At 66.5% G+C, this 26051-nt stretch carries 25 protein-coding genes and 2 tRNA genes; 4 read left to right on the forward strand and 23 right to left on the reverse strand.

What is annotated here, in order from left to right; all coding sequences use genetic code 11:
- Window positions 1-25: 25 nt before the first annotated feature.
- The 15 genes from PRL19_RS02115 to rlmB all read right to left on the reverse strand — a co-directional run bounded on the left by PRL19_RS02115 (window position 26) and on the right by rlmB (window position 16461).
- On the reverse strand, window positions 26-841 hold the full coding sequence (locus PRL19_RS02115) for a glycosyltransferase (RefSeq protein WP_273743722.1): 816 nt from the start codon (window positions 839-841) through the stop codon (window positions 26-28).
- Window positions 841-1779, reverse strand: a complete 939-nt coding sequence (locus PRL19_RS02120) for a DMT family transporter (protein ID WP_273743723.1) — start codon at window positions 1777-1779, stop codon at window positions 841-843. Before PRL19_RS02120 ends, PRL19_RS02115 begins: the two co-directional genes overlap by 1 nt.
- A gap of 47 nt (window positions 1780-1826) precedes the next feature.
- A complete protein-coding gene (locus PRL19_RS02125; protein WP_273743724.1) occupies window positions 1827-2198 on the reverse strand; it encodes a hypothetical protein in 372 nt (123 codons plus the stop codon).
- Window positions 2199-2312: 114 nt separating this feature from the next.
- Entirely contained in the window at window positions 2313-6551 is a 4239-nt protein-coding gene (gene rpoC, locus PRL19_RS02130; protein ID WP_273743725.1) for a DNA-directed RNA polymerase subunit beta', read from the reverse strand.
- A 52-nt stretch (window positions 6552-6603) separates the two neighbouring features.
- Window positions 6604-10749, reverse strand: a complete 4146-nt coding sequence (gene rpoB / locus PRL19_RS02135) for a DNA-directed RNA polymerase subunit beta (RefSeq protein ID WP_046001340.1) — start codon at window positions 10747-10749, stop codon at window positions 6604-6606.
- Window positions 10750-10977: 228 nt separating this feature from the next.
- Window positions 10978-11349 carry a 50S ribosomal protein L7/L12 gene (gene rplL, locus PRL19_RS02140; RefSeq protein ID WP_042249114.1) on the reverse strand — a complete coding sequence of 124 codons (372 nt, stop codon included), beginning with the start codon at window positions 11347-11349 and terminating at the stop codon, window positions 10978-10980.
- A gap of 65 nt (window positions 11350-11414) precedes the next feature.
- Window positions 11415-11930, reverse strand: a complete 516-nt coding sequence (rplJ, locus tag PRL19_RS02145; RefSeq protein ID WP_045981375.1) for a 50S ribosomal protein L10 — start codon at window positions 11928-11930, stop codon at window positions 11415-11417.
- Between the two features lie 236 nt (window positions 11931-12166).
- A complete protein-coding gene (gene rplA, locus PRL19_RS02150) occupies window positions 12167-12865 on the reverse strand; it encodes a 50S ribosomal protein L1 (protein WP_046001339.1) in 699 nt (232 codons plus the stop codon).
- 2 nt (window positions 12866-12867) lie between these two features.
- Window positions 12868-13320, reverse strand: a complete 453-nt coding sequence (rplK, locus tag PRL19_RS02155) for a 50S ribosomal protein L11 (RefSeq protein ID WP_045981377.1) — start codon at window positions 13318-13320, stop codon at window positions 12868-12870.
- 76 nt (window positions 13321-13396) lie between these two features.
- Window positions 13397-13933, reverse strand: coding sequence for a transcription termination/antitermination protein NusG (gene nusG / locus PRL19_RS02160; protein WP_045981378.1), 537 nt, complete (start codon window positions 13931-13933; stop codon window positions 13397-13399).
- A gap of 172 nt (window positions 13934-14105) precedes the next feature.
- A complete protein-coding gene (gene secE / locus PRL19_RS02165) occupies window positions 14106-14300 on the reverse strand; it encodes a preprotein translocase subunit SecE (protein WP_042249102.1) in 195 nt (64 codons plus the stop codon).
- A 97-nt stretch (window positions 14301-14397) separates the two neighbouring features.
- A tRNA-Trp gene (locus PRL19_RS02170) sits at window positions 14398-14473 on the reverse strand.
- A 55-nt stretch (window positions 14474-14528) separates the two neighbouring features.
- A complete protein-coding gene (locus tag PRL19_RS02175) occupies window positions 14529-14960 on the reverse strand; it encodes a CoA-binding protein (RefSeq protein WP_273743726.1) in 432 nt (143 codons plus the stop codon).
- A 206-nt stretch (window positions 14961-15166) separates the two neighbouring features.
- A complete protein-coding gene (locus tag PRL19_RS02180; protein ID WP_045981380.1) occupies window positions 15167-15568 on the reverse strand; it encodes a YHS domain-containing (seleno)protein in 402 nt (133 codons plus the stop codon).
- A gap of 89 nt (window positions 15569-15657) precedes the next feature.
- On the reverse strand, window positions 15658-16461 hold the full coding sequence (gene rlmB / locus PRL19_RS02185; RefSeq protein ID WP_273743727.1) for a 23S rRNA (guanosine(2251)-2'-O)-methyltransferase RlmB: 804 nt from the start codon (window positions 16459-16461) through the stop codon (window positions 15658-15660).
- Window positions 16462-16585: 124 nt separating this feature from the next.
- Between rlmB and PRL19_RS02190 the strand changes: the two genes are divergently transcribed.
- Both PRL19_RS02190 and PRL19_RS02195 read left to right on the forward strand, forming a co-directional pair.
- Window positions 16586-16669, forward strand: a tRNA-Tyr gene (locus PRL19_RS02190).
- Window positions 16670-16785: 116 nt separating this feature from the next.
- On the forward strand, window positions 16786-17787 hold the full coding sequence (locus tag PRL19_RS02195; protein ID WP_273743728.1) for a hypothetical protein: 1002 nt from the start codon (window positions 16786-16788) through the stop codon (window positions 17785-17787).
- Here PRL19_RS02195 and PRL19_RS02200 read toward each other — a convergent pair.
- Together PRL19_RS02200 and ileS are read right to left on the reverse strand one after the other, a co-directional pair.
- Window positions 17784-18020 (reverse strand): DUF3253 domain-containing protein, encoded by a 237-nt coding sequence (locus PRL19_RS02200; RefSeq protein WP_273743729.1) that lies wholly within the window; start codon window positions 18018-18020, stop codon window positions 17784-17786. The genes PRL19_RS02195 and PRL19_RS02200 overlap by 4 nt on opposite strands.
- Window positions 18017-20914 carry an isoleucine--tRNA ligase gene (gene ileS, locus PRL19_RS02205; RefSeq protein WP_273743730.1) on the reverse strand — a complete coding sequence of 966 codons (2898 nt, stop codon included), beginning with the start codon at window positions 20912-20914 and terminating at the stop codon, window positions 18017-18019. Before ileS ends, PRL19_RS02200 begins: the two co-directional genes overlap by 4 nt.
- Before the next feature lie 201 nt (window positions 20915-21115).
- On the opposite strand from ileS, the gene PRL19_RS02210 reads away from it, so the two are divergent.
- A complete protein-coding gene (locus tag PRL19_RS02210; protein ID WP_273743731.1) occupies window positions 21116-21943 on the forward strand; it encodes a DUF6635 family protein in 828 nt (275 codons plus the stop codon).
- 7 nt (window positions 21944-21950) lie between these two features.
- On the opposite strand, the gene queF is transcribed toward PRL19_RS02210, so the two are convergent.
- Complete coding sequence (gene queF, locus PRL19_RS02215) at window positions 21951-22412, reverse strand: preQ(1) synthase (RefSeq protein WP_045981386.1); 462 nt, start codon at window positions 22410-22412, stop codon at window positions 21951-21953.
- 102 nt (window positions 22413-22514) lie between these two features.
- Between queF and PRL19_RS02220 the strand changes: the two genes are divergently transcribed.
- A complete protein-coding gene (locus PRL19_RS02220) occupies window positions 22515-22913 on the forward strand; it encodes a group III truncated hemoglobin (RefSeq protein ID WP_273743732.1) in 399 nt (132 codons plus the stop codon).
- Here the strand turns inward: PRL19_RS02220 and PRL19_RS02225 are convergent.
- From PRL19_RS02225 to ispH, 5 genes are all read right to left on the reverse strand, one after another.
- Window positions 22910-23566: a trimeric intracellular cation channel family protein gene (locus PRL19_RS02225; RefSeq protein WP_239441277.1), complete on the reverse strand. Its 657-nt coding sequence runs from the start codon at window positions 23564-23566 to the stop codon at window positions 22910-22912. The two genes, PRL19_RS02220 and PRL19_RS02225, sit on opposite strands and share 4 nt — an antisense overlap.
- Complete coding sequence (gene rnhA, locus PRL19_RS02230) at window positions 23563-24015, reverse strand: ribonuclease HI (protein ID WP_148910970.1); 453 nt, start codon at window positions 24013-24015, stop codon at window positions 23563-23565. Before rnhA ends, PRL19_RS02225 begins: the two co-directional genes overlap by 4 nt.
- Complete coding sequence (locus PRL19_RS02235) at window positions 24008-24613, reverse strand: glutathione S-transferase family protein (RefSeq protein WP_148910969.1); 606 nt, start codon at window positions 24611-24613, stop codon at window positions 24008-24010. The genes rnhA and PRL19_RS02235 overlap by 8 nt, the downstream gene beginning before the upstream one ends.
- 63 nt (window positions 24614-24676) lie before the next feature.
- Window positions 24677-25006 carry a DUF1330 domain-containing protein gene (locus tag PRL19_RS02240; RefSeq protein WP_273743733.1) on the reverse strand — a complete coding sequence of 110 codons (330 nt, stop codon included), beginning with the start codon at window positions 25004-25006 and terminating at the stop codon, window positions 24677-24679.
- Between the two features lie 68 nt (window positions 25007-25074).
- On the reverse strand, window positions 25075-26031 hold the full coding sequence (gene ispH, locus PRL19_RS02245) for a 4-hydroxy-3-methylbut-2-enyl diphosphate reductase (protein ID WP_252928999.1): 957 nt from the start codon (window positions 26029-26031) through the stop codon (window positions 25075-25077).
- Between the last annotated feature and the right edge of the window lie 20 nt (window positions 26032-26051).

Below are 26051 nucleotides of genomic sequence, written 5' to 3' on the forward strand. Positions count from 1 at the left end.
AACAAGCCCCCATGGCCCCTGCGGCCTAGCCCAGGCTGCGCGCCAGCGCGGCCAGATCCGCCCGGCGCAGGCCGAAACGGCTGCGCAGCAGCCTGTTCATCGTGCCTTCCTCGGGCTGCCAGGGCACGCCCGGCCCCATGTCGCCGGAATCGCTGTCGGCATGGATCGACCGGATGAACATCAGGGGTCGCGTCACCTGAACCCCCGGCATCCACTGCGCCAGCTTGGTGTGGTTGAAATGCAGCGCCGTCCGCGGTGCGTCGGGCGCCAGGAAGATTGTCAGCGCCACCCCCATGTTGTGACAGATCCGCGGGGTGATCTTCAGCTGGCCGTCGCGCGCCGCGATGATCAGGCCGCGCCCATAGTCCAGCGACAGCTTGCCCTCGGCCTGCCATAGCGGGCTGACGCGCGCGAAATCGGCGCGCGCGCGGGCGATGTAATCGACCGCCACCGCATCGTCGTCGTCATGGCGGAAATGACCGATCACCTGCGCATCCGGGTCAAGATGCGGCGCCACCGCCGCGTGACAGGCCTCCAGGTGATAGTCCATCGGCGGCACCAGCGACAGGCGCAGCTGCGGCACCCGGTCGCACAGGTCGCGCAGCTGGCCCAGCCAGGGTTCGGGCAGGTCCGGCCCGGTCATGATCACCAGCGTGAAGTCAGGATCGGTCTGCGCCAGCCAACCCGGCAGGGCCACGGTCTGGAACCACAGCCAGCGCCGGGCCAGCCGGTCGGGATCGTACAGATAGGCACGGCGCGCCGCGATGCTGTCATGTTCGACCTGATAGCCGCGCAGTCCCAGATAGGAAAAGCGGCACAGTCCCAGCATCTGCACCCGCATCAGCGCCGCCGTCCCAGTTGAGCCTCGCGCCAGATGGTATAGATGCCCGCCCCCACGACAAGGGCCGATCCGACCCAGGTCCAGAGGTCCGGCCAGTCGCCGAAGACCACCAGTCCCAGAAAGATGGCCATCAGCAGCGAGGTATAGCGGAAGGGCGACACGGCCGCGATCTCTCCGACGCGCATGGCGGCCACGGCGCAGAGGTAACCGACGGTCAGGAAGGCGCTGCCCAGGGCCAGCAGGGCAAGGTGCCACAGATGCGGCATCACCCAGCCCTGACCCAGGCTGAGGACGAACCCGGTCAGCGTGACCAGCACCGCGCCATAGAACGCGATGGTGTTCGAACTGATGTCGCGCCCGAACTGGCGCGTCGACAGGTCGCGCACCGCGACCAGCAGCATCGCCCCAAGTGCGACCAGCGACCAGATGCCGAACGTGCCGCTGCCCGGACGCAGGATGATCAGCACACCCAGCATGCCCACCCCCACCGCCAGGATGCGCCGCCAGCCCAGGGTCTCCTTGAAGAACAGCGCCGCCCCCAGCATCACCACCAGCGGCAGCGACTGCATCACCGCCGTCAGGTCGCCGATGGCCATGCGCTGCAGCGCGTTCAGGAACAGCAGGGTCGAGCCGATCTCTCCGACCAGCCGCAGGACCATCGGCGCGCGGGCGGGGGCCGGAATGCGCAGCCGCAGGCCCCCCGCACGCTGCGCGAGGATCATCAGGGCCAGCAGCACGAACACCCCCCGCAGCGTGATTGCCTGATACAGCGGAATGTCCTGAACCACGAACTTGATGATCGCATCGTTGCAGGTGAACCCCATCATCGACAGCGTCATCAGCCCTGCCCCGCGCAGGTTGTCGCCCGGTTGTAGCGGTTCTGGCCGGATCGAGGCGGGCCGCGTGCGGCGCAGCGGGGACATCAGGGGCGTGGACATGGCGGCTTTCCGGAACAGGATGGCGGAGGGGGGCTTGCAGCGACGGGTCAGGCCGCCGGAGGATCCCCGCTGTCGGCATCCTGCGCGGGGTGCCGCAACCGCCCTGCCCGTGCGGGACGTGGTGCCGGCACGGATGTCGGCTGCGCCTTGTACCGGTCGATCGACACTCGCGCATCGGCATTGCCGACAGTGACAGGATGCTGACGCAACAGGCCCCGATCGGCCTGATTGCCGACTCCGCCATCGGTGTCACACACGGAAGGCTGGACCATGCCGACAATCGGACGACGCTGGCCCTTCCGCATCGTGAGGGGTTCGGAATGGCGGCCCATGCGGGCCTGGGCGTTTCCTGCCACGATCTGCAACCCGCCCTGCACCGGCAGGGGGAAACGGCACAGACCCAGGGCTTGCATGCGCATCACGGTTCCTTGAACGGCAGATGCAGTATGTGCAGCCCGCAAGGGCGGTCAACCCAAAAGACAAAGGCCCGGCACTGGGTGCCGGGCCTTTGCATCATCAGTCAGGCGTTGCGATCAATCGTCGCTGCCGTCCTGCGGCAGATCCACCGGATCGGCCGCCGGGGTGGCAAAGGACGGCTCGGGCGCGGCCAGGGCTGCAGCGGCCTCGGCCTCGGCGCGGCGTGCCTCGATCACCTCGGCGTCGCGTTCGGTCGCGATGCGGCGAACGCGCGTGGTCGCACCACCGGTGCCCGCCGGGATCAGGCGGCCCACGATGACGTTCTCCTTGAGACCGACCAGCTTGTCGCGCTTGCCTTGGACGGCAGCCTCGGTCAGCACGCGGGTCGTCTCCTGGAAGGAGGCGGCCGAGATGAAGCTGCGGGTCTGCAGGCTGGCCTTGGTGATGCCCAGCAGGACAGGCTCGCCCGTGGCGGGACGTCCGCCGCGTGCCTCGATCTTGGCGTTCTCCTCGACGAACTCGTCACGCTCGACGTTCTCGCCCTTCAGCAGCGTGGTGTCGCCGCCGTCCAGGATCTCGATCTTCTGCAGCATCTGGCGAACGATCACCTCGATGTGCTTGTCGTTGATCTTCACGCCCTGCAGTCGATAGACGTCCTGCACCTCGTCGATGAGATAGTCAGCCAAGGCCTCGATCCCCATGATGCGCAGGATGTCATGCGGCGCAGGATTGCCGTCCATGATGTAGTCACCCTTCTGCACGAAGTCGCCTTCCTGCACCGGGATGTGCTTGCCTTTCGGCACCATGTACTCGACGGGGGTCAGACCCTCCTCGGACGGCTCCAGCGTGATGCGGCGCTTGTTCTTGTAGTCCTTGCCGAAGCGGACATAGCCGTCGATCTCGGCGATGATCGCGTGATCCTTGGGACGACGCGCCTCAAACAGTTCCGCCACGCGCGGCAGACCACCGGTGATGTCCTTGGTCCGCGCGCCTTCGCGCGGGATGCGGGCCACCACGTCGCCAGGCTTGATCTCCTGGCCGTCCTCGATCGACAGCACGGCATCCACAGACATCGGATAGCTGACCGGGTTGCCCTGGTCGTTGCGCACCGGTTCGCCGTTGGCGTCCATGATGATGATCTCGGGCTTGAGGTCGTTGCCCTTGGGGGCCGACCGCCAGTCGGTCACGATCTTTTGGGTCATGCCCGTCGCATCGTCGGTCTCGTCGCGGACCGAGATCCCCGACAGCAGGTCGACGAACTTGGCGATGCCGCCCTTCTCCGCGATGATCGGCAGGGTATAGGGGTCCCATTCGAACAGCTTCGCGCCGCGGATGACCCGCTCGCCTTCCTTCACGAACAGCTTGGAGCCGTAGAACAGCTTGTGGCTGGCGCGCTCCTGCCCCTGGTCGTCCATGACCAGGATCTGCATGTTGCGCGACATCACGACCTGCTCGCCATTGGCGTTTTCCAGGATGCTCTCGTTGCGGAAGGCGATCGTGCCCTCGTGCGAGGCGGCCTGGAACGACTGCTGGCCGCCCTGCGCGATGCCGCCGATGTGGAAGGTCCGCATCGTCAGCTGGGTGCCCGGTTCGCCGATCGACTGCGCGGCGATGATGCCGACAGCCTCGCCGATGTTGACCAGCGTGCCGCGGGCCAGATCGCGGCCATAGCACAGCGCGCAGATCCCGTCCTCGGATTCGCAGGTCAGCGCCGAACGGATGCGCACGGACTGCACGCCCGCCGCCTCGATGGCGTCGGCCTTGCGTTCGTCGATCACCTCGTTGGCGCGGACGATGATCTCGTCCTCGCCCGGCACCAGCACGTCCTCGGCCGCGGTCCGGCCCAGCACGCGCTCGGCCAGCGGGCTGATGACCTCGCCGTCGTTCACCGCGGCAGATGCGGTGATCGCGCGCTCGGTTCCGCAGTCATGCTCGCGGATGATGCAGTCCTGGGCGACGTCGACCAGACGACGCGTCAGATAGCCCGAGTTCGCGGTCTTCAACGCGGTGTCCGACAGACCCTTCCGGGCGCCGTGGGTCGAGTTGAAGTATTCAAGAACGGTCAGACCTTCCTTGAAGTTCGAGATGATCGGCGTCTCGATGATCTCGCCCGACGGCTTGGCCATCAGGCCACGCATGCCGCCCAGCTGCTTCATCTGGTTGACCGAACCCCGCGCACCGGAATGCGCCATCATGTAGACCGAGTTCGGCTCCATCTCGGCGCCGTTCTCGTCGCGCTTGTTGGCCGAGATGGTAGACATCATGGCCTCGGTCACGCGGTCGTTGCACTTCGACCAGGCGTCCACGACCTTGTTGTACTTCTCGCCCTGGGTGATCAGGCCGTCCAGATACTGCTGTTCGAACTCCTTCACCTGCTCCTGGACCTCGCCGACGATGGTCCACTTAGTGTCGGGCACGACCATGTCGTCCTTGCCGAAGCTGATGCCGGCACGGAAGGCCTCGCGGAAGCCCAGACCCATGATCTGGTCGCAGAAGATCACCGATTCCTTCTGGCCGCAGTAGCGGTAGACGGTGTCGATGACGACCTGCACGTCCTTCTTGCGCAGCAGGCGGTTGACCAGCTCGAAGGGCGCCTTGGCGTTCAGGGGCAGCAGACCGCCAAGCCGCAGGCGGCCCGGGGTGGTCTCGAAACGCTTCCAGACCTCGTTGCCGTTCTGGTCGATCTGTTTCAGGCGCGCCTGGATCTTGGCGTGCAGATGCACCTCGCCGGCGGCCAGGGCATGCTCGACCTCGTCAATGTTGGCAAAGGCCATGCCCTCGCCCTTCATGCGGTCACGCTGCATCGAGACGTAGTACAGGCCCAGAATCATGTCCTGCGACGGCACGATGATCGGCGCGCCGTTGGCGGGCGACAGCACGTTGTTCGTCGACATCATCAGGACGCGCGCTTCCAGCTGCGCCTCCAGCGACAGGGGCACGTGCACGGCCATCTGGTCGCCGTCGAAGTCGGCGTTGAAGGCCGAACAGACCAGCGGGTGCAGCTGGATCGCCTTGCCCTCGATCAGGATCGGCTCGAACGCCTGGATGCCGAGACGGTGCAGCGTGGGCGCACGGTTCAGCAGGACCGGGTGCTCGCGGATGACTTCGTCCAGGATGTCCCAGACCTCGGGGCGCTCCTTCTCGACCAGCTTCTTGGCCTGCTTGACCGTGCTGGACAGACCCTTCGCCTCAAGCCGCGAATAGATGAACGGCTTGAACAGCTCCAGGGCCATCTTCTTGGGCAGGCCACACTGATGCAGCTTCAGCTCGGGGCCGGTCACGATGACCGAACGACCCGAGAAATCGACGCGCTTGCCCAGAAGGTTCTGGCGGAAGCGGCCCTGCTTGCCCTTCAGCATGTCGGACAGCGACTTCAGCGGGCGACGGTTGTTGCCCGTGATGACGCGGCCGCGACGGCCGTTGTCGAACAGCGCATCGACCGATTCCTGCAGCATGCGCTTTTCGTTGCGCACGATGATGTCGGGCGCACGCAGCTCGATCAGCCGCTTGAGGCGGTTGTTGCGGTTGATGACGCGACGATACAGGTCGTTCAGGTCCGACGTGGCGAACCGGCCGCCGTCCAGCGGGACCAGCGGGCGCAGTTCCGGCGGAATGACCGGGATCACGGTCAGGACCATCCATTCCGGACGGTTGCCCGATTCCAGGAAGCTCTCGACGATCTTCAGGCGCTTGATGATCTTCTTGGGCTTCAGCTCGCCGGTGGCGGCCTTCAGGTCCTCGCGCAGCTGGTCGGCGGTCGCCGCCAGGTCGATGTTCGACAGCATCGCACGGATGGCCTCGGCACCGATATCCGCCTGGAAGGCGTCGGCACCGAAGTTGTCCTGCGCGTCCAGGAACTCTTCCTCGGACAGAAGCTGGCCATAGGTCAGGTCGGTCAGACCCGGCTCGATAACGACATAGTTCTCGAAGTAGAGGATCCGCTCCAGATCGCGCAGCGTCATGTCCAGCATCAGGCCGATGCGCGACGGCAGCGACTTCAGGAACCAGATATGCGCGACCGGCGCGGCCAGTTCGATATGGCCCATCCGCTCGCGGCGGACCTTCTGCAGGGTCACCTCGACGCCGCATTTCTCGCAGACCAGGCCGCGATACTTCATGCGCTTGTACTTGCCGCACAGGCACTCATAGTCCTTGATCGGACCAAAGATGCGCGCGCAGAACAGGCCGTCACGCTCGGGCTTGAACGTGCGGTAGTTGATGGTCTCGGGCTTCTTCACCTCGCCGAAGGACCAGGCCAGAATTTCTTCGGGCGAGGCCAGCGAGATCTTGATTTCATTGAACTGCCGCGGCGGGGCCAGCGGGTTCAGGGGGTTGGTGGCGAGTTCCTGGTTCATTCTCAATTCCTAATGAAGGGCACGGAGGAAGGGGTGGTGAGGGCGCGGGCCCTCACTCCTCCTCGTCCGCATCCAGGAGTTCCATGTTGAGGCCCAGACCCCGGACCTCCTTGACCAGCACGTTGAACGATTCCGGCACGCCCGCCTCGAAGTTGTCCTCGCCCTTGACGATGGACTCATAGACCTTCGTGCGGCCGGCGACGTCGTCCGACTTGACCGTCAGCATTTCCTGCAGCGTGTAGGCCGCGCCATAGGCTTCCAGGGCCCAGACCTCCATCTCGCCAAGACGCTGGCCGCCGAACTGGGCCTTGCCGCCCAGGGGCTGCTGCGTGACCAGCGAGTACGGACCCGTGGAACGCGCGTGCATCTTGTCGTCGACCAGGTGGTGCAGCTTCAGGACGTACTTCATGCCCACGGTGACCTTGCGGGCGAACTGTTCGCCCGAACGGCCATCGAACACCACCGACTGGCCCGACGTGTCGAACCCGGCACGGGTCAGCGCGTCGTTGACGTCGGCCTCCTTGGCGCCGTCGAAGACCGGCGTCGCGATCGGCACGCCCGTGCGGACGGTGCCCGCATGCTCGCGCAGGGTCTCGTCGTCCAGGCCGTCGAACATCTCGGAATACAGCTCGTCGCCGTAACCGATGCGCATCGCCTCGCGGACCGGAGTCATGTCGCCGTTGCGGCGATACTCTTCCAGCGCCTCGTCGATCTTGAGGCCCAGGGCGCGGCTGGCCCAACCCATGTGGGTCTCCAGGATCTGACCCACGTTCATGCGCGACGGCACGCCCAGGGGGTTCAGAACCAGGTCGACGGGAGTGCCGTCCGCCAGGAACGGCATGTCCTCCATCGGGACGACCTTGGACACGACGCCCTTGTTGCCGTGACGACCGGCCATCTTGTCCCCCGCCTGAAGCTTGCGCTTCACGGCGACGAACACCTTGACCATCTTCATCACGCCCGGCGGCAGGTCGTCGCCCTGACGGACCTTCTCGACCTTGTCCTCGAAGCGGGCCTCCAGCAGCTTCTTCTGGGTGTCGTACTGACCGTTCAGCGCCTCGACATCCTTGGCGATGTCCTCTTCGCTGACGGCCAGCTGCCACCACTGGCCGCGGGACATGGTGCCCAGCAGCTCCTCGGTGATCTCCGTCCCCGACTTGATGCCTTTCGGCCCCTTCAGGGCGGTCTTGCCCAGGATCAGGGTCTTCAGACGCGCATAGATGTTGCGGTCCAGGATGCCCTGTTCGTCGTCGCGGTCGCGCGCCAGACGCTCGACTTCCTCGCGCTCGATCTGCAGGGCACGCTCGTCCTTGTCGACGCCGTGGCGGTTGAACACCCGGACCTCGACGATCGTGCCATAGGCACCCGGCGGCAGACGCAGCGAGGTGTCGCGGACGTCGGACGCCTTCTCACCGAAGATGGCACGCAGCAGCTTTTCTTCCGGCGTCATCGGGCTTTCGCCCTTGGGGGTGATCTTGCCCACCAGGATGTCACCCGGACCGCATTCGGCGCCGATATAGACGATGCCGGCTTCATCCAGGTTGCGCAGGGCTTCTTCGCCCACGTTCGGGATGTCACGGGTGATCTCTTCCGGCCCCAGCTTGGTGTCGCGGGCCGCAACCTCGTATTCATCGATATGGATCGAGGTGAACACGTCATCGCGGTGGATCCGCTCGGAGATCAGGATCGAGTCCTCGTAGTTGTAGCCGTTCCACGGCATGAAGGCGACGACCACGTTCCGGCCGATCGCCAGTTCGCCCTGGTCGGTCGAGGGACCGTCCGCGATGACCTGGTTGGCCACGACCTTCTCTCCGACCTTCACCAGCGGGCGCTGGTTGATGGTCGAGGACTGGTTCGAACGCTTGAACTTGCGCAGACGATAGATGTCCACGCCCGCGTCGCCCGCGCCCATGTCCTCGGTCGCCCGGACCACGATCCGCTGCGCATCGACCTGGTCGATGATGCCGCCACGGCGCGCCATGATCGCGGCGCCCGAATCGCGCGCCACGGTGGCTTCCATGCCGGTGCCCACGAACGGCGCCTCGGCACGCAGCAGAGGCACGGCCTGACGCTGCATGTTCGAGCCCATCAGCGCGCGGTTGGCGTCGTCGTTCTCAAGGAACGGGATCAGCGCCGCGGCGACCGAAACCAGCTGCTTGGGCGACACGTCGATCAGGTCGACCGCATCGACCGGGTTCAGCATGAAGTCGCCTGATTGGCGGGTCGAGATCAGCTCGTCGGTGAAGTTGCCGTTCTCGTCCAGGGTCGCGTTGGCCTGCGCCACGGTGTGACGCATCTCCTCGGTCGCGGACATGTAGACGACGTCGTCGGTCACGTGACCGTCGACCACCTTGCGGTAGGGCGTCTCGATGAAGCCGTACTTGTTCACCCGTGCAAAGGTGGCAAGGCTGTTGATCAGGCCGATGTTCTGGCCTTCCGGCGTCTCGATCGGGCACATCCGGCCGTAATGGGTCGGGTGGACGTCGCGAACCTCGAAGCCTGCGCGTTCGCGCGTCAGACCGCCCGGCCCTAGGGCCGACAGGCGACGCTTGTGCGTCACTTCGGACAGCGGGTTGGTCTGGTCCATGAACTGCGACAGCTGGCTGGAGCCGAAGAATTCACGCACCGCCGCCGCTGCGGGTTTCGCGTTGATCAGGTCCTGCGGCATGACGGTGTCGATCTCGACGCCGGACATGCGCTCGCGGATGGCACGCTCCATGCGCAGCAGGCCGACGCGGTACTGGTTCTCCATCAGCTCGCCGACCGAACGCACCCGGCGGTTGCCCAGGTGGTCGATGTCGTCGATCTCGCCCTTGCCGTCGCGCAGTTCGACCAGGCCGCTGATGCAGGACACGATGTCCTCGTGGCGCAGCGTGCGCTGCGTGTCGGGGGCGTCCAGATCAAGGCGCATGTTCATCTTGACCCGGCCCACGGCGGACAGGTCGTAACGCTCGCTGTCGAAGAACAGCGAGTTGAATAGGTTCGACGCGGCCTCGACGGTGGGCGGCTCGCCCGGGCGCATGACGCGATAGATGTCCATCAGCGCGCCTTCGCGGCCCATGTTCTTGTCGGCCGCCATCGTGTTGCGGATGTAGGGACCCACGTTGACGTGGTCGATGTCCAGAACCGGCACGTCGGTGATGTCGTTGTCCAGCAGCACCTTCAGCAGGCCGCCAGTCATCTCGCCCTGCTTGTCGTATTCCGCGGTGATCTCGTCGCCGGCCTCGGCATAGATGAAGCCGGTCTGGTCGTTGACGATGTCCTTGGCGACGAAGCGGCCGACGATGCGCTCGAACGGGACGAACAGGTTCAGCTGTTCTTCGGATTCCAGCAGCTTCTTCACCAGGCGCGGGGTGACCTTCTCGCCGGCCTTCGTGATGACCTCGCCGGTATCGGCGTTTACCAGGTCATAGGCAGGCCGGGTGCCGCGCACGCGCTCGGGGAAGAACCGCGTCACCCAGCCCTGCTCGCGCCCCTCGCGGCGCAGGGAGTAGGTCACGGTCTCGTAGAACGCGTCCATGATCGCTTCCTGATCCATGCCCAGGGCATAGAGCAGCGTCGTCACCGGCAGCTTGCGGCGGCGGTCGATGCGGGCGAACACCAGGTCCTTGGCGTCGAATTCGAAGTCCAGCCACGAGCCGCGATAGGGAATGATGCGGCAGGCGAACAGCAGTTTGCCCGAGGAATGGGTCTTGCCGCGGTCATGGTCGAAGAACACGCCCGGGCTGCGGTGCATCTGCGACACGACCACGCGCTCGGTGCCGTTCACGATAAACGTGCCGTTCGTCGTCATCAGGGGCATGTCGCCCATGAAGACGTCCTGTTCCTTGATGTCCTTGACGGATTTCGCCCCGGTGTTCTCGTCGACATCGAACACGATCAGACGCAGGGTGACCTTCAGCGGCGCGGCATAGGTCATGTCGCGCTGCTGGCACTCGTCCACGTCGTATTTCGGCTTCTCCAGCTCGTACTTGACGAACTCCAGCGTGGCCGTCTCGTTGAAGTCCTTGATCGGGAACACCGACTGGAACACGCCCTGGATGCCGTCACCATCGTTATGACCGCTGCCCTCGCCCGAGTTCAGGAACAGGTCATAGGAGGATTTCTGAACCTCGATCAGGTTCGGCATCTCCAGAACTTCACGGATGTTGCCATAATAGCGGCGGATCCGCTTTTGGCCGACATAAGCTTGCGCCATGGGGTCTTGTCACCTTTCGTCTTCGCGCGCGTCCGGGTCGGGGCCCCCGGAACGCACCTACGAATGCAGGGGTGAGGTTCCATTCGTGCCACGCGTCCCACCGCGCGGCTCCCGAACCTCGAACATGCCCTGAAGGAATGTCCGCCAGCCGGACCGCCCTTCAAGACAGGTTCGGCAGGGACCGGGAAACCCCGGACCCTGCCTGTCTTCAACCGATCAAAGGATCGATTACTTCAGCTCGACCTTGGCGCCGGCTGCTTCCAGCTTCTTCTTCACTTCTTCGGCGTCGGCCTTGGAAGCGCCTTCCTTGACCTTGCCGCCAGCTTCGACCAGGTCCTTGGCTTCTTTCAGGCCCAGACCGGTGATGCCGCGAACTTCCTTGATCACGTTGATCTTGTTGGCGCCGGCTTCGACCAGGACGACGTCGAATTCGGTCTTCTCTTCGGCGGCTTCTGCCGAAGCAGCGGGGCCAGCCATCATGACGGCGCCACCGGCAGCCGGCTCGATGCCGTACTCATCCTTCAGGATGGTCTTCAGTTCCTGGGCTTCCAGCAGGGTCAGGCCCACGATTTCTTCGGCGAGTTTCTTCAGATCAGCCATTTTTCCGTTCTTTCCAGTTAATGTTCCAACGTCGGGTCTTCAACCACCAGTCGGGAATAGGTTGCTTACGCAGCCTCACGTTCCTCGAGGGTCGTGAGAATGCTCGCGATGTTCGAAGCAGGCGCGCCAATGGCACCGGCGATGTTCGAAGCGGGCGCACCGAGGCACGACACGATCTGAGCGATCAGCTCATCACGCGACGGCATCGAGGCGACGGCTTTCACACCGGCCGGATCCAGGGCCGAACCACCCATCGCACCGCCCAGGATCACGAAACGATCGTTATCCTTGGCGTACTTGTCGGCGATCCGCGCAGCAGCGGTCGGATCCTCCGAATAGGTGATCACGGTCATGCCCGTCAGGTAGTCGGCGATGCTTGCGCAAGGCTTTCCTTCCAGGGCGATCTTGGCGAGCTTGTTCTTGGCAACGCGAACCGAACCACCCGCTTCGCGCATGCGCGCGCGGAGGTCCTGCATATGTGCAACCGTCATCCCCTCGTAGTGGGCAACCACCACGACGCCAGAGCTTTCGAAGATCTGGCCGAGTTCCTCGACCAGCTGTTCTTTCTGTGCTCTATCCACGGTTTCACTCCAAGTTGGGGGTTTCCCCCCGGCTCTCACTTTTCCCGGTCTCGAACGGGACCGGGTCGGGTCCGTTAGGGCAAGATCACCCGAAGGACTGGGCCTTCGGAAAAACGCTTCCCCATCTCAGGAAGGCAATTAAGCAAGGTCTCCCTCGCACCCTCCGTCTCGGACAGGACAGGGCCGCGTGCGGCCCCGCCATTCCCCGCCCTTGTCCGGCGGGGAAATTCCTGCGGTCAGTTCGCGGTCGCAGAGACCACGTCGATCGACACGCCCGGACCCATGGTCGAGCTGATCGAGACCTTTTTCATGTAGGTGCCCTTGGCACCCGTCGGCTTGGCGCGGCTCACCGCGTCCACGAAGGCGCGCAGGTTCTGGGCCAGCTTGTCCTCGTCGAACGAGACCTTGCCGATGCCGGCATGGACGACGCCCGCCTTCTCGGCCTTGAACTGGACCTCGCCGCCCTTGGCTGCTTCGACGGCCGATTTCACGTCCATCGTCACGGTGCCGACCTTGGGGTTCGGCATCAGGTTGCGCGGGCCTAGGATCTTGCCCAGACGGCCGACCAGCGGCATCATGTCCGGCGTCGCGATGCAACGGTCGAACTCGATCTTGCCGGACTGGATGGTCTCCATCAGGTCCTCGGCGCCGACGATGTCCGCACCGGCGGCCTTGGCTTCGTCAGCCTTGGGTCCACGGGCGAACACGGCGACGCGGACGTCCTTGCCGGTGCCTGCGGGCAGGGTCACCACGCCGCGGACCATCTGGTCGGCGTGACGCGGGTCGACGCCCAGGTTCAGCGCGATCTCGACGGTCTCGTCGAACTTGGCCGAGGCCTGTGCCTTGACCAGCTTGACGGCGTCCTCGACGGTCAGGTTGGCTTTGCCTTCAAAGGCGGCGCGGGCGGCAGTCTTTTTCTTGGAAACGTTTGCCATGATCAGCCCCTCACCTCGATGCCGATCGACCGGGCGGAACCGACGATGATCTTCATCGCGGCATCCACGTCGTTCGCCGACAGGTCCTTCATCTTGGTCTCGGCGATCTCGCGGATCTGCTTGACCGTCACGGTGCCTGCGGTGGCACGGCCCGGCTTGTCCGAACCCTTGGCGCGGTTGCGCTTGCCGACCGGCTTCAGGCCGGCTGCCTTCTTGAGCAGGAAGGACGCGGGCGGCGTCTTCGTCTCGAAGGTGAACGACTTGTCGGCATAATAGGTGATGACGACGGGCACGGGCGAACCCTGCTCCATCTCCTGGGTCTTGGCGTTGAACTCTTTGCAGAACGCCATGATATTGATGCCGCGCTGACCCAGGGCCGGGCCGACGGGGGGCGACGGGTTCGCTTGGCCCGCCTTGATCTGCAGCTTCAGGCTGCCAACAACTTTCTTGGCCATCTGGCCTTCTCCTTTGTCATCAAGCCCCGCACGGGGGCCGATTTAGCGGTGCGGCCTCACGGCCTCCCGCAGCCGATCACGAAGATTTCGAAACCTGCGTGAATTCCAGTTCGACCGGCGTCGGCCGGCCAAAGATCGACACCGTCACCTTGATGCGCGAGGAAATCTCGTCGATCTCCTCGACCATCCCCGAGAACCCCTCGAACGGGCCGTCGGTCACGCTGACCTTCTCGCCCACGTCAAAGCGGATCAGGTTACGCGGCGCGGCGGGTGCGCCGTCGTCCGAGCGGTGCAGCATCATGTTCACTTCGTCGTCGCGCATCGGCATCGGTTTGCCCTGCGCGCCCAGAAAGCCGGTGACGCGGTTGATCGAGTTGACCAGGTGATAGGTCCGGTCCGACATCTCCATGTGCACCAGCACATAGCCGGGCATGAAGCGGCGCTCGGACGTCACCTTCTTGCCGCGACGGATCTCGATCACTTCCTCGGTCGGGACCAGGACCTCGTCGATCTGGTCGTCCAGGCCCTTCTCGGCGACGGACTGGCGAATCGCCTCGGCGACCTTCTTTTCGAAGTTCGACAGGACGCTGACCGAATACCAACGTTTTGCCATGTCTCGATCGACCCCTGCTCATCTTTCGGGAATCACGCGGACAGCGCGCCAACCCTTTGAATTCCATGTCGCCCGGAAATATGCAAATCGGCGCGCATGCGCATTCGATGCACGCCGTGTCCCGGACAGTCGGGGGGAAATACCGCCCCCCGCCCGCAATTGCAAGCCCCGATCAGCCGCTGATCAGGCGCAGCCCCTGGGTCAGACCGGTGCGGATCGTCAGGTCGACCAGGAAGAAGAACAGGCTGGTGATCGAGGCGAAGATCAGGACCATGATGGTCGTGGTGATCACCTCGCGGCGCGTCGGCCAGGAAATCTTGGCGGCTTCGGCGCGGACCTGGTTGATGAACTGGACGGGATTGGCCACGGGCGGCTCCTTGGGCAAATGCGACCGCGGGTCTAGCCGGGCACGCCCGGCTTTTCAACCCTGATCGCGGTCAGGACGCAGGTCTGGCGGAAGGACCTGGCAGGGGCAGGGGGACTCGAACCCACGACCCTCGGTTTTGGAGACCGATGCTCTACCAACTGAGCTATACCCCTGAGGTCGGGCCTGATTAGTGCCACCCCGTCCGCCCGTCAAGCAGATATCGGACCGCTACAGATAGCGCGGAAACTCGATCTTGGGGCAGCGGTCCTGAACCACGGTGATGCCGCGTGCGCGGGCACGCTCGGCGGCCGCGTCGTCGCGCACGCCAAGCTGGGTCCAGATCACCTGCAGGTCGGGCAGATGGGCCAGCGCCTCGTCGACCACCTGCCCCACCGCGTCCGAGCGGCGGAAGATGTCGACAAGCTGCACCCCTTCGGCAGCCGGGATGTCGGCCAGCGTCGCATAGACGCGCTCTCCCAGGATGGTCTGGCCGTCGTGACCTGGATTGACCGGGATGACGCGGATGCCCTGGGACTGCAGATAGCGGGCGACGCCCCAGCTGGGCCGCGCCTCGTTGGGGGACAGGCCCACCATCGCCACGACCTTTGTGTCCCGGGCGATGCGCGCGATGTCGTGATCCTCGTCCGTGTGGATGTCCATGATCGTCCCTCCTCCGGGCCGCAGCCGCAGGTTGCAGCCTCTCATAGAAAAAGCGCCCGGTCCATACGATGGCCGGGCGCAAGTCGCGGAACGAGGGACAGTGATCTGGACATGACCGTTCCGGGGTCATGCCATGAGGTGTAAATGGGCATCAGGCAGAAAAGTTCCACCCTGATCACGCATTTGTGATTCTTGTGTCGCCAGCGTCAGCGCCACAGGCGCTGAGCCTCTGCCACGATCCCGGCGGGGTCACTGGACAGGCGCCGTTCCGCGGCACCTGATTCCAGCAGGTACAGCCTGCCCGCCACCACCGCGAAATGGCGCGGATCGCCCATCTGCGGGCGTCCGTCGACGATGGACACCGGGCACATTCCGTCTAACGCCGGGGCAAAGGATCGCGGGTTGGCCTCGAACCGGGCGCGATTCTCTTCGGATGCGAAATGCCACAGCTGGCCCTTCCACATCGTCGCGATGTCGCTGCGCCCCGGGGTCGGGCGCCCGGCCTGCGCATAGCCCACCGGGTCGAACCCACCCACGGCCCAGTCCTGCGCCGCCGCGGGAAGCGCGGCCGCAAGGCTGATCAGCAGGCACAGGACAGAGGCTTTCATGACGACTCGACGGTTGCGGTCCGGTCTACTTGACAGCAGCCGGACCAAATCTCAACGCGCGTGACATAATCGTCGCAGGGATGTGATATTCAGGCACGCCCCGCGGCATACAGGGCCACGGCGGCGGCATTCGACACGTTCAGCGACCCGAAATCGGCAGCAAAGGGAATCCGCGCGACATGGTCGCAGGTCTTCATCGTCAGCTCCCGCATGCCCGGCCCTTCGGCGCCCATCACCAGGCAGACCGCCCTGCCCGACAGGTCCGACATCAGGTCGGGCAATGATTCGGTGCCGGTGCCGTCCAGACCCACCAGGATGAAGCCCATGTTCTTCAGCTGGGTCAGCGCCTCGGCCAGGTTCGGCACGCGCAGATAGGGCTGACGCTCCAGCGCGCCCGACGCCGTCTTGGCCAGGGCGCCAGTCTCGGGGGCGGAATGGCGGTGCGGGGCGATGACCGCGCGCGCGCCGAACACCTCGGCCGACCGCAGGATCGCACCGACGTTGTGCGGGTCGGTCACCCGGTCCAGCGCGACCAGCAGCGGCCGCGTCTCTCCGGGCGCCTCGCGCAGCGCGACCTCCGACAGGCTGCCCCATTTCAGCGGCTTGACCTCCAGCGCGGCGCCCTGATGGACGCTTTCGGCGGCCAAGCCCACGGCCTTGTCGAAGATGCGCGGATCGGTGATCTCCGGCTCCATCCCGTGCAGCTCGCCAAGCCGGGCCAGCGCATTCTGGGTGACCACCAGGCGCAGCTTCTGGCGCACCGGGTTGGCCAGCGCGTCGCGGACCGCGTGCAGGCCGAACAGCCAGACCGTCTCGGCGGCGGCCGCGCGGCGGGCGCGTTCCTTGTCGATGACCCATGTGGGCTTCTTGGCGTTTCCGCTCTTGTCGGACATGCGCGGCCTCCTTTCCTTGTGGACCCTTCTCTGCGCGCAGGGCGCGCATCGCGCAAGCCCCGGAAATCCGCTTGACGCCCCCCGACGGGGCGGCTAATCACCCCGCACGCCGAAAGCGATCGGCGGGCGACGTGCTGCAAGGTGCGGCAGCGGACTGTAACTCCGCCGGGGAGACCCACGCCTGGTTCGATTCCAGGGTCGCCCACCACTTTCCCGACATTCCGGATGATCAAGTGGTGGCAGGGACCATCCCTGCAGTGGGGCTTTTGCTGTCCCCGCACAACCGCTAGGCTGAACCCGATCACGTTCCGCAAAGGATGTCGGGTGCCCCCCAGGAAACTTAAGCAGCCCAATCTGCTGATCGTCGCCCAGGCCGGACGGCTGGAGTTCGAGGCCGTGATCTTCATGGCCAGCCTGCGCGCGCATGCCCCGGACTTCACGGGCACGGTGTTCATCGCCGAACCCACCCCCGACGGCGCCTGGAGCGGGCATGATACGGCCATTTCGGACCCGTGCCGCCAACTGCTGGCCGATTTCGGCGCCATGATCTTGCCGTTCACCGCGCGCCATTTCGGTGCCTCCTATCCCCAGGGCAACAAGATCGAGGCCCTGTCGGTCCTGCCTGCGGGCGAGCCGTTCCTGTTTCTGGACACCGACACGCTGATCACCGGGCCGCTGGACCGGGTCCGCTTCGACTTCGCCCGGCCATCCGCCTCGATGCGGCGCGAGGGGACCTGGCCCAAGCCGCCGCTTTACGGCCCGGGCTATCACGGCATCTGGCAATCGCTTTACGACCGGTTCGGGCTGTCCTTCGCCCCCACGCTGGACCTGTCGCAGCCTGACGAACACTGGGAACGCTATCTGTACTTCAACGCGGGGTGGTTCTTCGGGCCCGACCCTGCAGAGTTCGGCCAGCGGTTCCTGGCCTGGGCGCTGGCCCTGCGCGACAGTCCGCATGACGCATTGGCCTGCCAGGTGATGGACCCGTGGCTGGACCAGGCGGTGCTGCCGCTGGTCATCCACAGTCTGGGCGGCGGGCGGCCCGGCTCTGCGCTGGACGGTCTGGACGGCGACGTGACCTGCCATTACCGGCGGCTGCCGCTCCTCTATGCCCGCGACCCCGAGGCCGCGATCACCGCGCTGGAGGACGCCGTCGCCGCCAGGGAGGTCAAGCGCGTGCTGCGGGAATGGGAGCCTGCGCGCAAGCTGATCTATCAGGACAAGGGACGCCAGAAGGTGCGCCCGATCTTTGCCGACAGGCCGACCCCTGCCCCGGAAAAGATGATTCGCAACCAGTTGAAGGCACGGGGGTGGTGGCTGGTCTAGCGCCGCGCCAATCGGATCGGGCCGCGCGGATCGGGCCCCACGGGGCGCCCCTTCTGCAGGACGGCGATGTCCCCCTCCGCCGCCATCCGCAGCGCCAGCCGCCGCAGCGGGTCCATCAGCGGGCGCCAGTCATCGGCCAGATCGCGGGCGATCCGGCTGGGGCAGCAAGTCGTGCCCGGCCGCAGCCGCGTGACCTGCGCAAGGATCGCCCCGCGCAGGTCGTCATCGGTCATCCCAGGGCCGCGTCGCAGCGCGCGCAGACGCCCGGATGGGCATGCGTGCCGACATCGGGCAGGATCTTCCAGCAGCGCTGGCACTTCTCGCCCTCGGCGGTCTCGAAGACGACGCCGATGCCCGGGGTCTCGGCCATGCGGAACGCCTCGGTGGGCGCGGGGTCCGCGGTCAGCGACAGGTCCGACGTGATGCACACATCCGCGAAGGCCACCGACTTAAGCGCGGCCAGCATCTGGGCATCCTCGACATGGACGACGGGCGCGGCCTCCAGGCTGGCGCCGATCGTCTTGTCGGTCCGCTTGACCTCCAGCGCGGCGGTGACCACGCGGCGGGCGCGGCGGACATGCTCCCATTTGGCGGCCAGCGGCTCGTTCAGCCAGTCGGCCGGCGTCTGCGCGAAATCGTGCAGGTGCACGCTGTCATCCTCCGACGGGAAGCGCGACAGCCAGACGTCCTCCATCGTGAAGGGCAGGATCGGCGCCAGCCAGGTCACCAGCCGGTGGAACAGCAGGTCCAGCACCGTCCGCGCTGCCCGCCTGCGGTCGCTGTCCGCCGCGTCGCAGTACAGCGCGTCCTTGCGCACGTCGAAATAGAAGGCTGACAGATCGACGGTGCAGAACTGGAACAGCGTCTGGAACACGCCCTGGAAATCGAACGCCGCATAGCCCTGGCGAACCTGGTGATCCAGCTGCGCCAGCCGGTGCAGCATCCACTGCTCCAACTCGGGCATCTGGGCGGGCTCGATGCGTTCGGCATCGTCGAACGCGGCCAGCGCCCCCAGCAGGAAGCGCAGCGTGTTGCGCAGGCGGCGATAGCTGTCGGCGGTGCCCTTCAGGATCTCGGGGCCGATCCGCTGGTCGGCGGTATAATCGGCCTGCGCCACCCACAGGCGCAGGATGTCGGCGCCGTACTGTTCGATCACCTTGGCGGGCACGATGGTGTTGCCAAGCGACTTGGACATCTTCATGCCCTTCTCGTCCAGCGTGAAGCCATGCGTGACCACGTTGCGATAGGGCGCGCGGCCCTTGGTGGCCGACGCCTGCAGCAGCGACGACTGGAACCAGCCGCGATGCTGATCGGTGCCTTCCAGATAGACGTCGGCGATCCCGTCCGGTGCGCCATCCTCGCGGTCGCGCAGCACGAAGCTGTGGGTCGAGCCGCTGTCGAACCACACGTCCAGCACGTCCATGACTTGGTCATAGGCCTCAGGGTCCGCGATCCCGTCCAGCACCCGCGCCTTGAAGCCCGCGCTGTACCAGACATCCGCGCCATCCGCCTCGAAGGCCGCGACGATCCGGTCGTTCAGGCGCGCATCGCGCAGCAGGAAGTCGTCGTCGGTGGGCTTGGCGCCCTTCTTAACGAAGCAGGTCAGCGGCACGCCCCAGGCCCGCTGGCGCGACAGCACCCAGTCGGGGCGGTTCTCGACCATGGAATGGATGCGGTTGCGCCCGGTCTTGGGCCACCACTTGACCAGCTGGTCGATCGAGGTCAGCGCCCGCGCCCGGATCGTGTCGCCATGCTGGCCCAGCCCGTCGTCCAAGGGCTTGTCGATGGCCGCGAACCACTGGGGCGTGTTGCGATAGATCAGCGGCGCCTTGGACCGCCAGCTGTGCGGATAGGAGTGCTTGATCTTGCCCTTAGCCAGCAGCGCCCCGGCCCAGGCCAGCTGCTTGATGACGCTGACATTGGCCGGGCCGTCCTTGCCGTCGGGCGCCACGATCGCCTCGCCACCGAAGATCGGCAGGTCCTTGCGATAGCTGCCGTCCGGCTCGACATTGTAGGTCATCGGCAGCTTGAAGCGCAGGCCCAGCTGATAGTCGTCGTCGCCATGGCTGGGCGCGGTGTGGACGAAGCCCGTACCCGCCTCGTCGGTGACATGATCGCCGGGCAGCATGGGGACGTCATAGTCCCACTCGCCTGCGCCACCCTCGACTCCGCGCAGGGGGTGGGACAGGATCAGCCCCTCAAGATCAGCGGCTGTCACGTCCGCAACACGCTGGAACTCGGTCACCTTGGCTTGCGTCATGACGCCTTGCGCCAGCGCATCGGCCAGCACCAGATGCTCTCCGGCGACGGCGGTCGAGCCTTCGGCCACGGCATCGACCTGATAGAGGCCATAGGCGATCTGCGGGTTGAACGCGACGGCGCGGTTCTGCGGGATGGTCCAGGGGGTGGTGGTCCAGATGACGACCTTGGCGTTCGACAGGGCGCCCTGCCCCTGCACCCCGAACCGCACCCAGATCGTGTGGCTGGTATGGTCGTGATACTCGACCTCGGCCTCGGCTAGGGCGGTCTTCTCCACCGGCGACCACATCACGGGCTTGGACCCCTGATACAGCGAGCCGTTCATCACCAGCTTCATGAACTCGGCCGCGATGACGGCCTCGGCGTGGTAGTCCATCGTCAGATAGGGCCGGTCCCAGGCCCCGGTCACGCCCAGGCGCTTGAACTCCTCGCGCTGGATGTCGACCCATTCGTCGGCAAAGCGGCGGCATTCCTGGCGGAACTCGACCATGTCGACCGCGTCCTTGTCGCGGCCTTCCTTGCGGTACTTCTCCTCGATCTTCCATTCGATCGGCAGGCCGTGACAGTCCCAGCCCGGCACATAGCGCGCATCGAAACCCATCATCTGGTGCGACCGCACGACGATGTCCTTGATGGTCTTGTTCAGCGCGTGGCCGATATGCAGATGCCCGTTGGCATAAGGCGGGCCATCATGCAGCACGAACGGCTTGCGCCCCGCCGCGGTGGACCGCAGGCGGTCATAGACGCCGATGCGCGCCCACCGCTCCAGCCATTCGGGTTCGCGCGCAGGCAGGCCCGCACGCATCGGAAACTCGGTCTGGGGCAGAAAGACGGTATCGCGGTAATCGGGCTGCGTGGCGTCGGCCATCGGGGCGTTCCTTTGAGAGATGTTCGGACAAGACTGACCCGGCGGCGTGAAACCTCACGCCACCGGGCTGCTAATTCGAGATCCGAACGCCGGAAATTTCATCCGCCCTCTATAGAAAGCGCCGCTTGGCGCTGCAAGCGCCGAACCTAGCGCATGGGCCCCCGTCCCGCTAGACTGCGGCCACCGCCTTCGGAGAGCCCGATGCCCCCCGCCCCCCTGCGCAGCCGCCTGACCCGTCGCGATGCGGCGCTGCGCCGGTTCGCACGGCTGCGCTACGGTCCGCGTGGCACACTGGCGCTGCACCGCCACGCGATCGGCGCGGACCTGCTGCGCGCGCCGGTGAACGTGATGCTGGCGCCGGTGGCCCTGCTGATGCTGGGCGCGGGCTGGGCCCTGACGTGGATGGGGGCCACGCGGGTGGGCGGCTGGCTGCGCAGCCGGCGGGTGTTCCTGCGGTCCGACGTCTCGACGGTGATCCAGCGCGACCTGGGCGCGCTGATCGCCGATCTGCAGCGGCAGGGCCTGGGTCCGGACACGTCCCCCGACCGCATCGCCCGCGCCATCCGCAGCCATGCCGACACCCGCAATGCCGTAGCCGAGATCACGACCTCGCTGATCGTGCTGACCGTGGGGATCGCGCTGTTTCACCGCGCGACACCGGGCATGATCTCGCTTGCCGGGCCCATGGCGCAGATGCGCGCGCATGGTGCCGCGGTGCGCGACTTCGCCCTGGGCGACACGTTGGGGCGGGCATGGTACTGGGCCTTTCCGGTGGAGACCGCGCCGCTGACGGTCGTCGCGACCGGGGTGGCGCTGGCCGTCGCGGGGTCGTTGGTCACCACCTTCGCGGGGCTGATCGCGGACCCGGTCCAGCTGTGGACCGGCGTCCATCGGCGGCGCCTGTCGCGCCTGATGGCACGGCTGGACGCCGAGACGGACAGCGGCGCGCCAGAACCCGAACACCTGCTGGCCCGACTTGGCGACGTGATCGACACGGCGCTGATCGCGCTGCGATCCTGGCGCGGCTGAACGCCGCCTAGCCGCGCCCGCGATAGGTCGGCACGCCCTGATCGGGCAGCCACAGGCCCGCAGGCGCCGCGCCCGTCTGCCAGAACACGTCGATCGGCATGCCGCCGCGCGGATACCAGTATCCGCCGATGCGCAGCCAAGCGGGCTCCAGCAGGTCGGCGATGCGGCGGCCGATGCCCACGGTGCAATCCTCGTGGAAGGCGCCGTGGTTGCGGAAGCTGCCCAGGAACAGCTTCAGCGATTTCGATTCGACCAGCCAGTCGCCGGGGACATAGTCGATCACCAGATGCGCGAAATCGGGCTGGCCGGTCAGCGGGCACAGGCTGGTGAATTCGGGCTGGGTAAAGCGCACGGCATAGGTCTGGCCGGGCTGGGGGTTGGGCACACGTTCCAGCACGGCCTGGTCGGGGTGCTGCGGCAGGGGGGTGTCGCTGCCCAGCTGGGTCAGCGCGTCGGTATAGTGGCTCATGGCTCGCTCCTGTTTTGTCCGGGTGGGCTGCGACCGGGTGGCCCCCCTTACGGCGGCACGCGGCCCCTTGCAACCGCGCCGCCCCTGCCCCAGATGCGGCGCATGGACCCGCGTTTCGACATCACCGAGGCAGAGATCGCCCGCACCGTCGCCGTCTTCTACGGCGCCGTGCGGCGGCACGAGGTGCTGGCCCCGATCTTTGCCGAACATGTCGGCGACTGGGCCGCGCATGAGGATCGCATCGCTGCCTTCTGGAAGGGCGCGATCCTGCAAAAGGCGGGCTACAACGGCAGCCCGATGCGCGCGCACCTGTCCGCGGGCAACGTCCGCCCCGAGCATTTCGAGATCTGGCTGGCGCTGTTCGACGAGGCGCTGCGCCGCACCCTGCCGCCCTGGTCGGCCCGCGCCTGGTCGCAGATGGCGCATCGCATCGGCCAGGGGCTGCGCGCCGGGGTGCAGAACATCGACGCGGGCCGCGCGGGGCCGCCCGTCCTGCGCTAGCCGCGGGTGCGCGGCGGGCGGGGGCGATAGACCGGCAGCTTCCAGCCTCGCACCATGCTGCCCGCACGCAGCACGAAGGTGACCACGCCGCAGGCGGCCAGGGCCTCGACCCGGCCCAAGCCCATCCAGACCAGCAGCACCGCCGCCAGCGCCCCGCCAAAGGCCGCGGTCAGGTACAGTTCGCCCTGTTTCAGGACCAGCGGCACCTCGTTGCCGACCACGTCGCGCATCAGCCCGCCGAAGGTGCCGGTGACCACGCCCATGATGACCACGATGACCGGACTGAACCCGCCCGCCAGGGCCACTGCGACGCCCGCGGGCACCGCCACGGACAGGGCAAAGGCGTCCAGCCACAGCAGCAGGCGATAACGGCTTTCGAACCGGTGCGCGGTCCAGAACACGACCATCGCCGCCACCGCGGCCACCACGACCAGCGACGGCCGGGCGACCCAGAACACCATGTCGCGGCCCAGGATCAGGTCGCGCAGCGTCCCGCCGCCCACGGCCGTCATCGCGGCCATGAAGACAAAGCCCACCGGGTCCAGCTGCGCGCGGCTGGCCACCAACGCCCCGGTCAGCGCAAAGACCAGCACCGAGGCATAGTCCAGCACCCAGACCAGCGTGGGCAGCCCCGCGATCACCTGTCCCGTCACGGCTTGAACGGCGCCATGCCCGCGCGGGCCAGTTCGTCCGCACGTTCGTTCTCGGCATGGCCGGCATGGCCCTTGATCCAGCGCCATTCGACGCTGTGGGTGGCCTGCGCCGCATCAAGCCGCTGCCACAATTCGACGTTCTTGACGGGCTTCTTGTCGGCGGTCCTCCAGCCGTTGCGCTTCCAGCCGTGGATCCACTGGGTCACGCCGTTCTTGACATAATTGCTGTCGGTCACGATCACGATGGTGCTGGGCCGGGTCAGCGCCTCCAGCGCGCTGATGGCGGCCATCAGCTCCATCCGATTGTTGGTCGTGGCAGGCTCTCCGCCCTGCAACTCGCGCTGCTTGACCACGTTCGCGCCGTCCAGCGCGCGCATCAGCACGCCCCAGCCGCCGGGGCCGGGATTGCCGCTGCAGGCGCCGTCGGTCCAGGCGAACAGCTCAGCCATCGATGGTCACGTGCCCCGGCAGGGCCGCCACCCGCGCCAGCCAGCCGCGCACGGCCGGAAAGCGGTTCATGTCGAACCCGCCGCGCGCACCCGCGCTGTGCGTATAGGCATAGAGGCAGATGTCGGCCAGGCTGGCCGCGTCGCCCACCAGCCAGTCTTGGGTCGCCAGATGATTTTCCATCACGGACAGCAGCGCGTGGCCGCGATCCAGCAGGTCGGCCAGCCGGTCGGGCGTGGCATCCGCCGCGCGATGGGGATAGCTGACCAGCGCCTGGCGCACCGCGATGACCGGTTCGTGGTTGTACTGTTCCCAGAACATCCAGCCCAGCATCTGCGCCCGCAGGGTCCGGCTGGCGGGCCAATAAGCCGTGCCCTCGCCCAGATAGCACAGGATGGCGTTCGATTCCGCCAGCGTGGTCCCGTCGTCCAGACGCAGCGCCGGCAGCTTGCCGAAGGGCAGCGCGCCCTGGTCCTTGGCCTGCTGCAGGGCGGCCGATCCGTATTCGCAATCGACCCGGTCCAGCGACTGGCCGGTCAGCGCCGCCAGCAGCCTGACCTTGTAGCTGTTGCCCGATGAGGGCATCGAATAGAGCCGCATGCTGTCCCTTTCCGCCTTGTCCGCGCCGCTATAGCCGCGATCGGCGCGGCAGGCCAGCGGGCCTCAGGCGGGCGCGGGAAGATACGGGATGCTGCCGGCCGCGTCGCTGTCGTCGATCAGCCGGAAATGGCTGACGGACCCGCGCTTGCGGGCATTCGCATGGGGCGCATAGTCGGGATCGTTGACGAAGCCCATCGCGTCCTCGCGGGTCGGGAACTCGATCAGCGCGATCAGGGTGACGTCGCGGGCCTCGCCCTCCAGCGTCTCGATATGGCCGGACCGGGACAGGTAGCGGCCGTTGTGGCGGGCGGCGATGTCATGGACCGCCGCCGCATAGGGGGCGATCCAGGCGTCGTCGGTGACGGTGACTTCGGCAATCAGATAGACGGTCATGTGGGGTCCTCCAACCTGTGGCCGGAGGATAGGACCGGGGCGGGCGATCCGGCAAGGGGCCGGTTCGGTCAGGCCGTCTCGCGCAGGACGCGGGGGACCTTGAACTCGACCCGTTCCACGGCGGTCTCGACCACCTCGACGGTCACGTCATAGCGGGCGTGGAAGGCGTCGATGACCTCGTTGATCAGCACCTCGGGGGCGCTGGCGCCGGCGGTCACGCCGATGCTGCGGATACCGTCCAGCGCCCGCCAGTCGATCTCGGCCGCGCGCATCACCAGCTGGGCATAGCCGCAGCCCGCGGCACGCCCGACCTCGACCAGACGCTTGGAGTTGCTGGAATTCTCGGCCCCGATCACCAGCAGCGCATCGACATGCGGCGCCACCGCCTTGACCGCCGCCTGGCGGTTGGTGGTGGCATAGCAGATGTCTTCCTTGGCGGGCCCGACGATCGTGGGGAACCGCGCCTGCAGGGCCGCGACAACGGCGGCGGTGTCGTCGACCGACAGGGTGGTCTGGGTGATGAAGGCCAGGCGCGCGGGGTCGCGGACCTGGACGCGGGCGACGTCGGCCACGTCCTCGACCAGGATCACCTCGCCCTCGGGCAGCTGGCCCATGGTGCCAAGGACCTCGGGGTGGCCCCTGTGGCCGATCATGATCATCTGCAGGCCCGCGGCGTGGTGCCGTTCGGCCTCGATATGGACCTTGCTGACCAGCGGGCAGGTCGCGTCGACATAGACCATCTCGCGGCGCTGCGCCTCGGCCGGGACGGCCTTGGGAACGCCATGGGCGGAAAAGATCACGGGCCGGTCGGCCGGGCATTCGTCCAGTTCCTCGACGAAGACCGCGCCCTTGTCGCGCAGCGTGTCGACGACATACTTGTTGTGTACGATCTCGTGGCGGACAAAGACGGGGGCGCCCCATTTCTCCAACGCGAGTTCCACGATTTTGATGGCGCGGTCGACGCCTGCGCAGAAGCCGCGCGGGGCGGCCAGATACAGGGTCAGGGGGGCTTTGATCTGTTCCATGCCCCTCAGGTAGCGTGCCG

The sequence above is a fragment of the Paracoccus marcusii genome (genome assembly GCF_028621715.1).
In the GTDB taxonomy this organism is placed as follows: Bacteria; Pseudomonadota; Alphaproteobacteria; order Rhodobacterales; family Rhodobacteraceae; genus Paracoccus; species Paracoccus marcusii.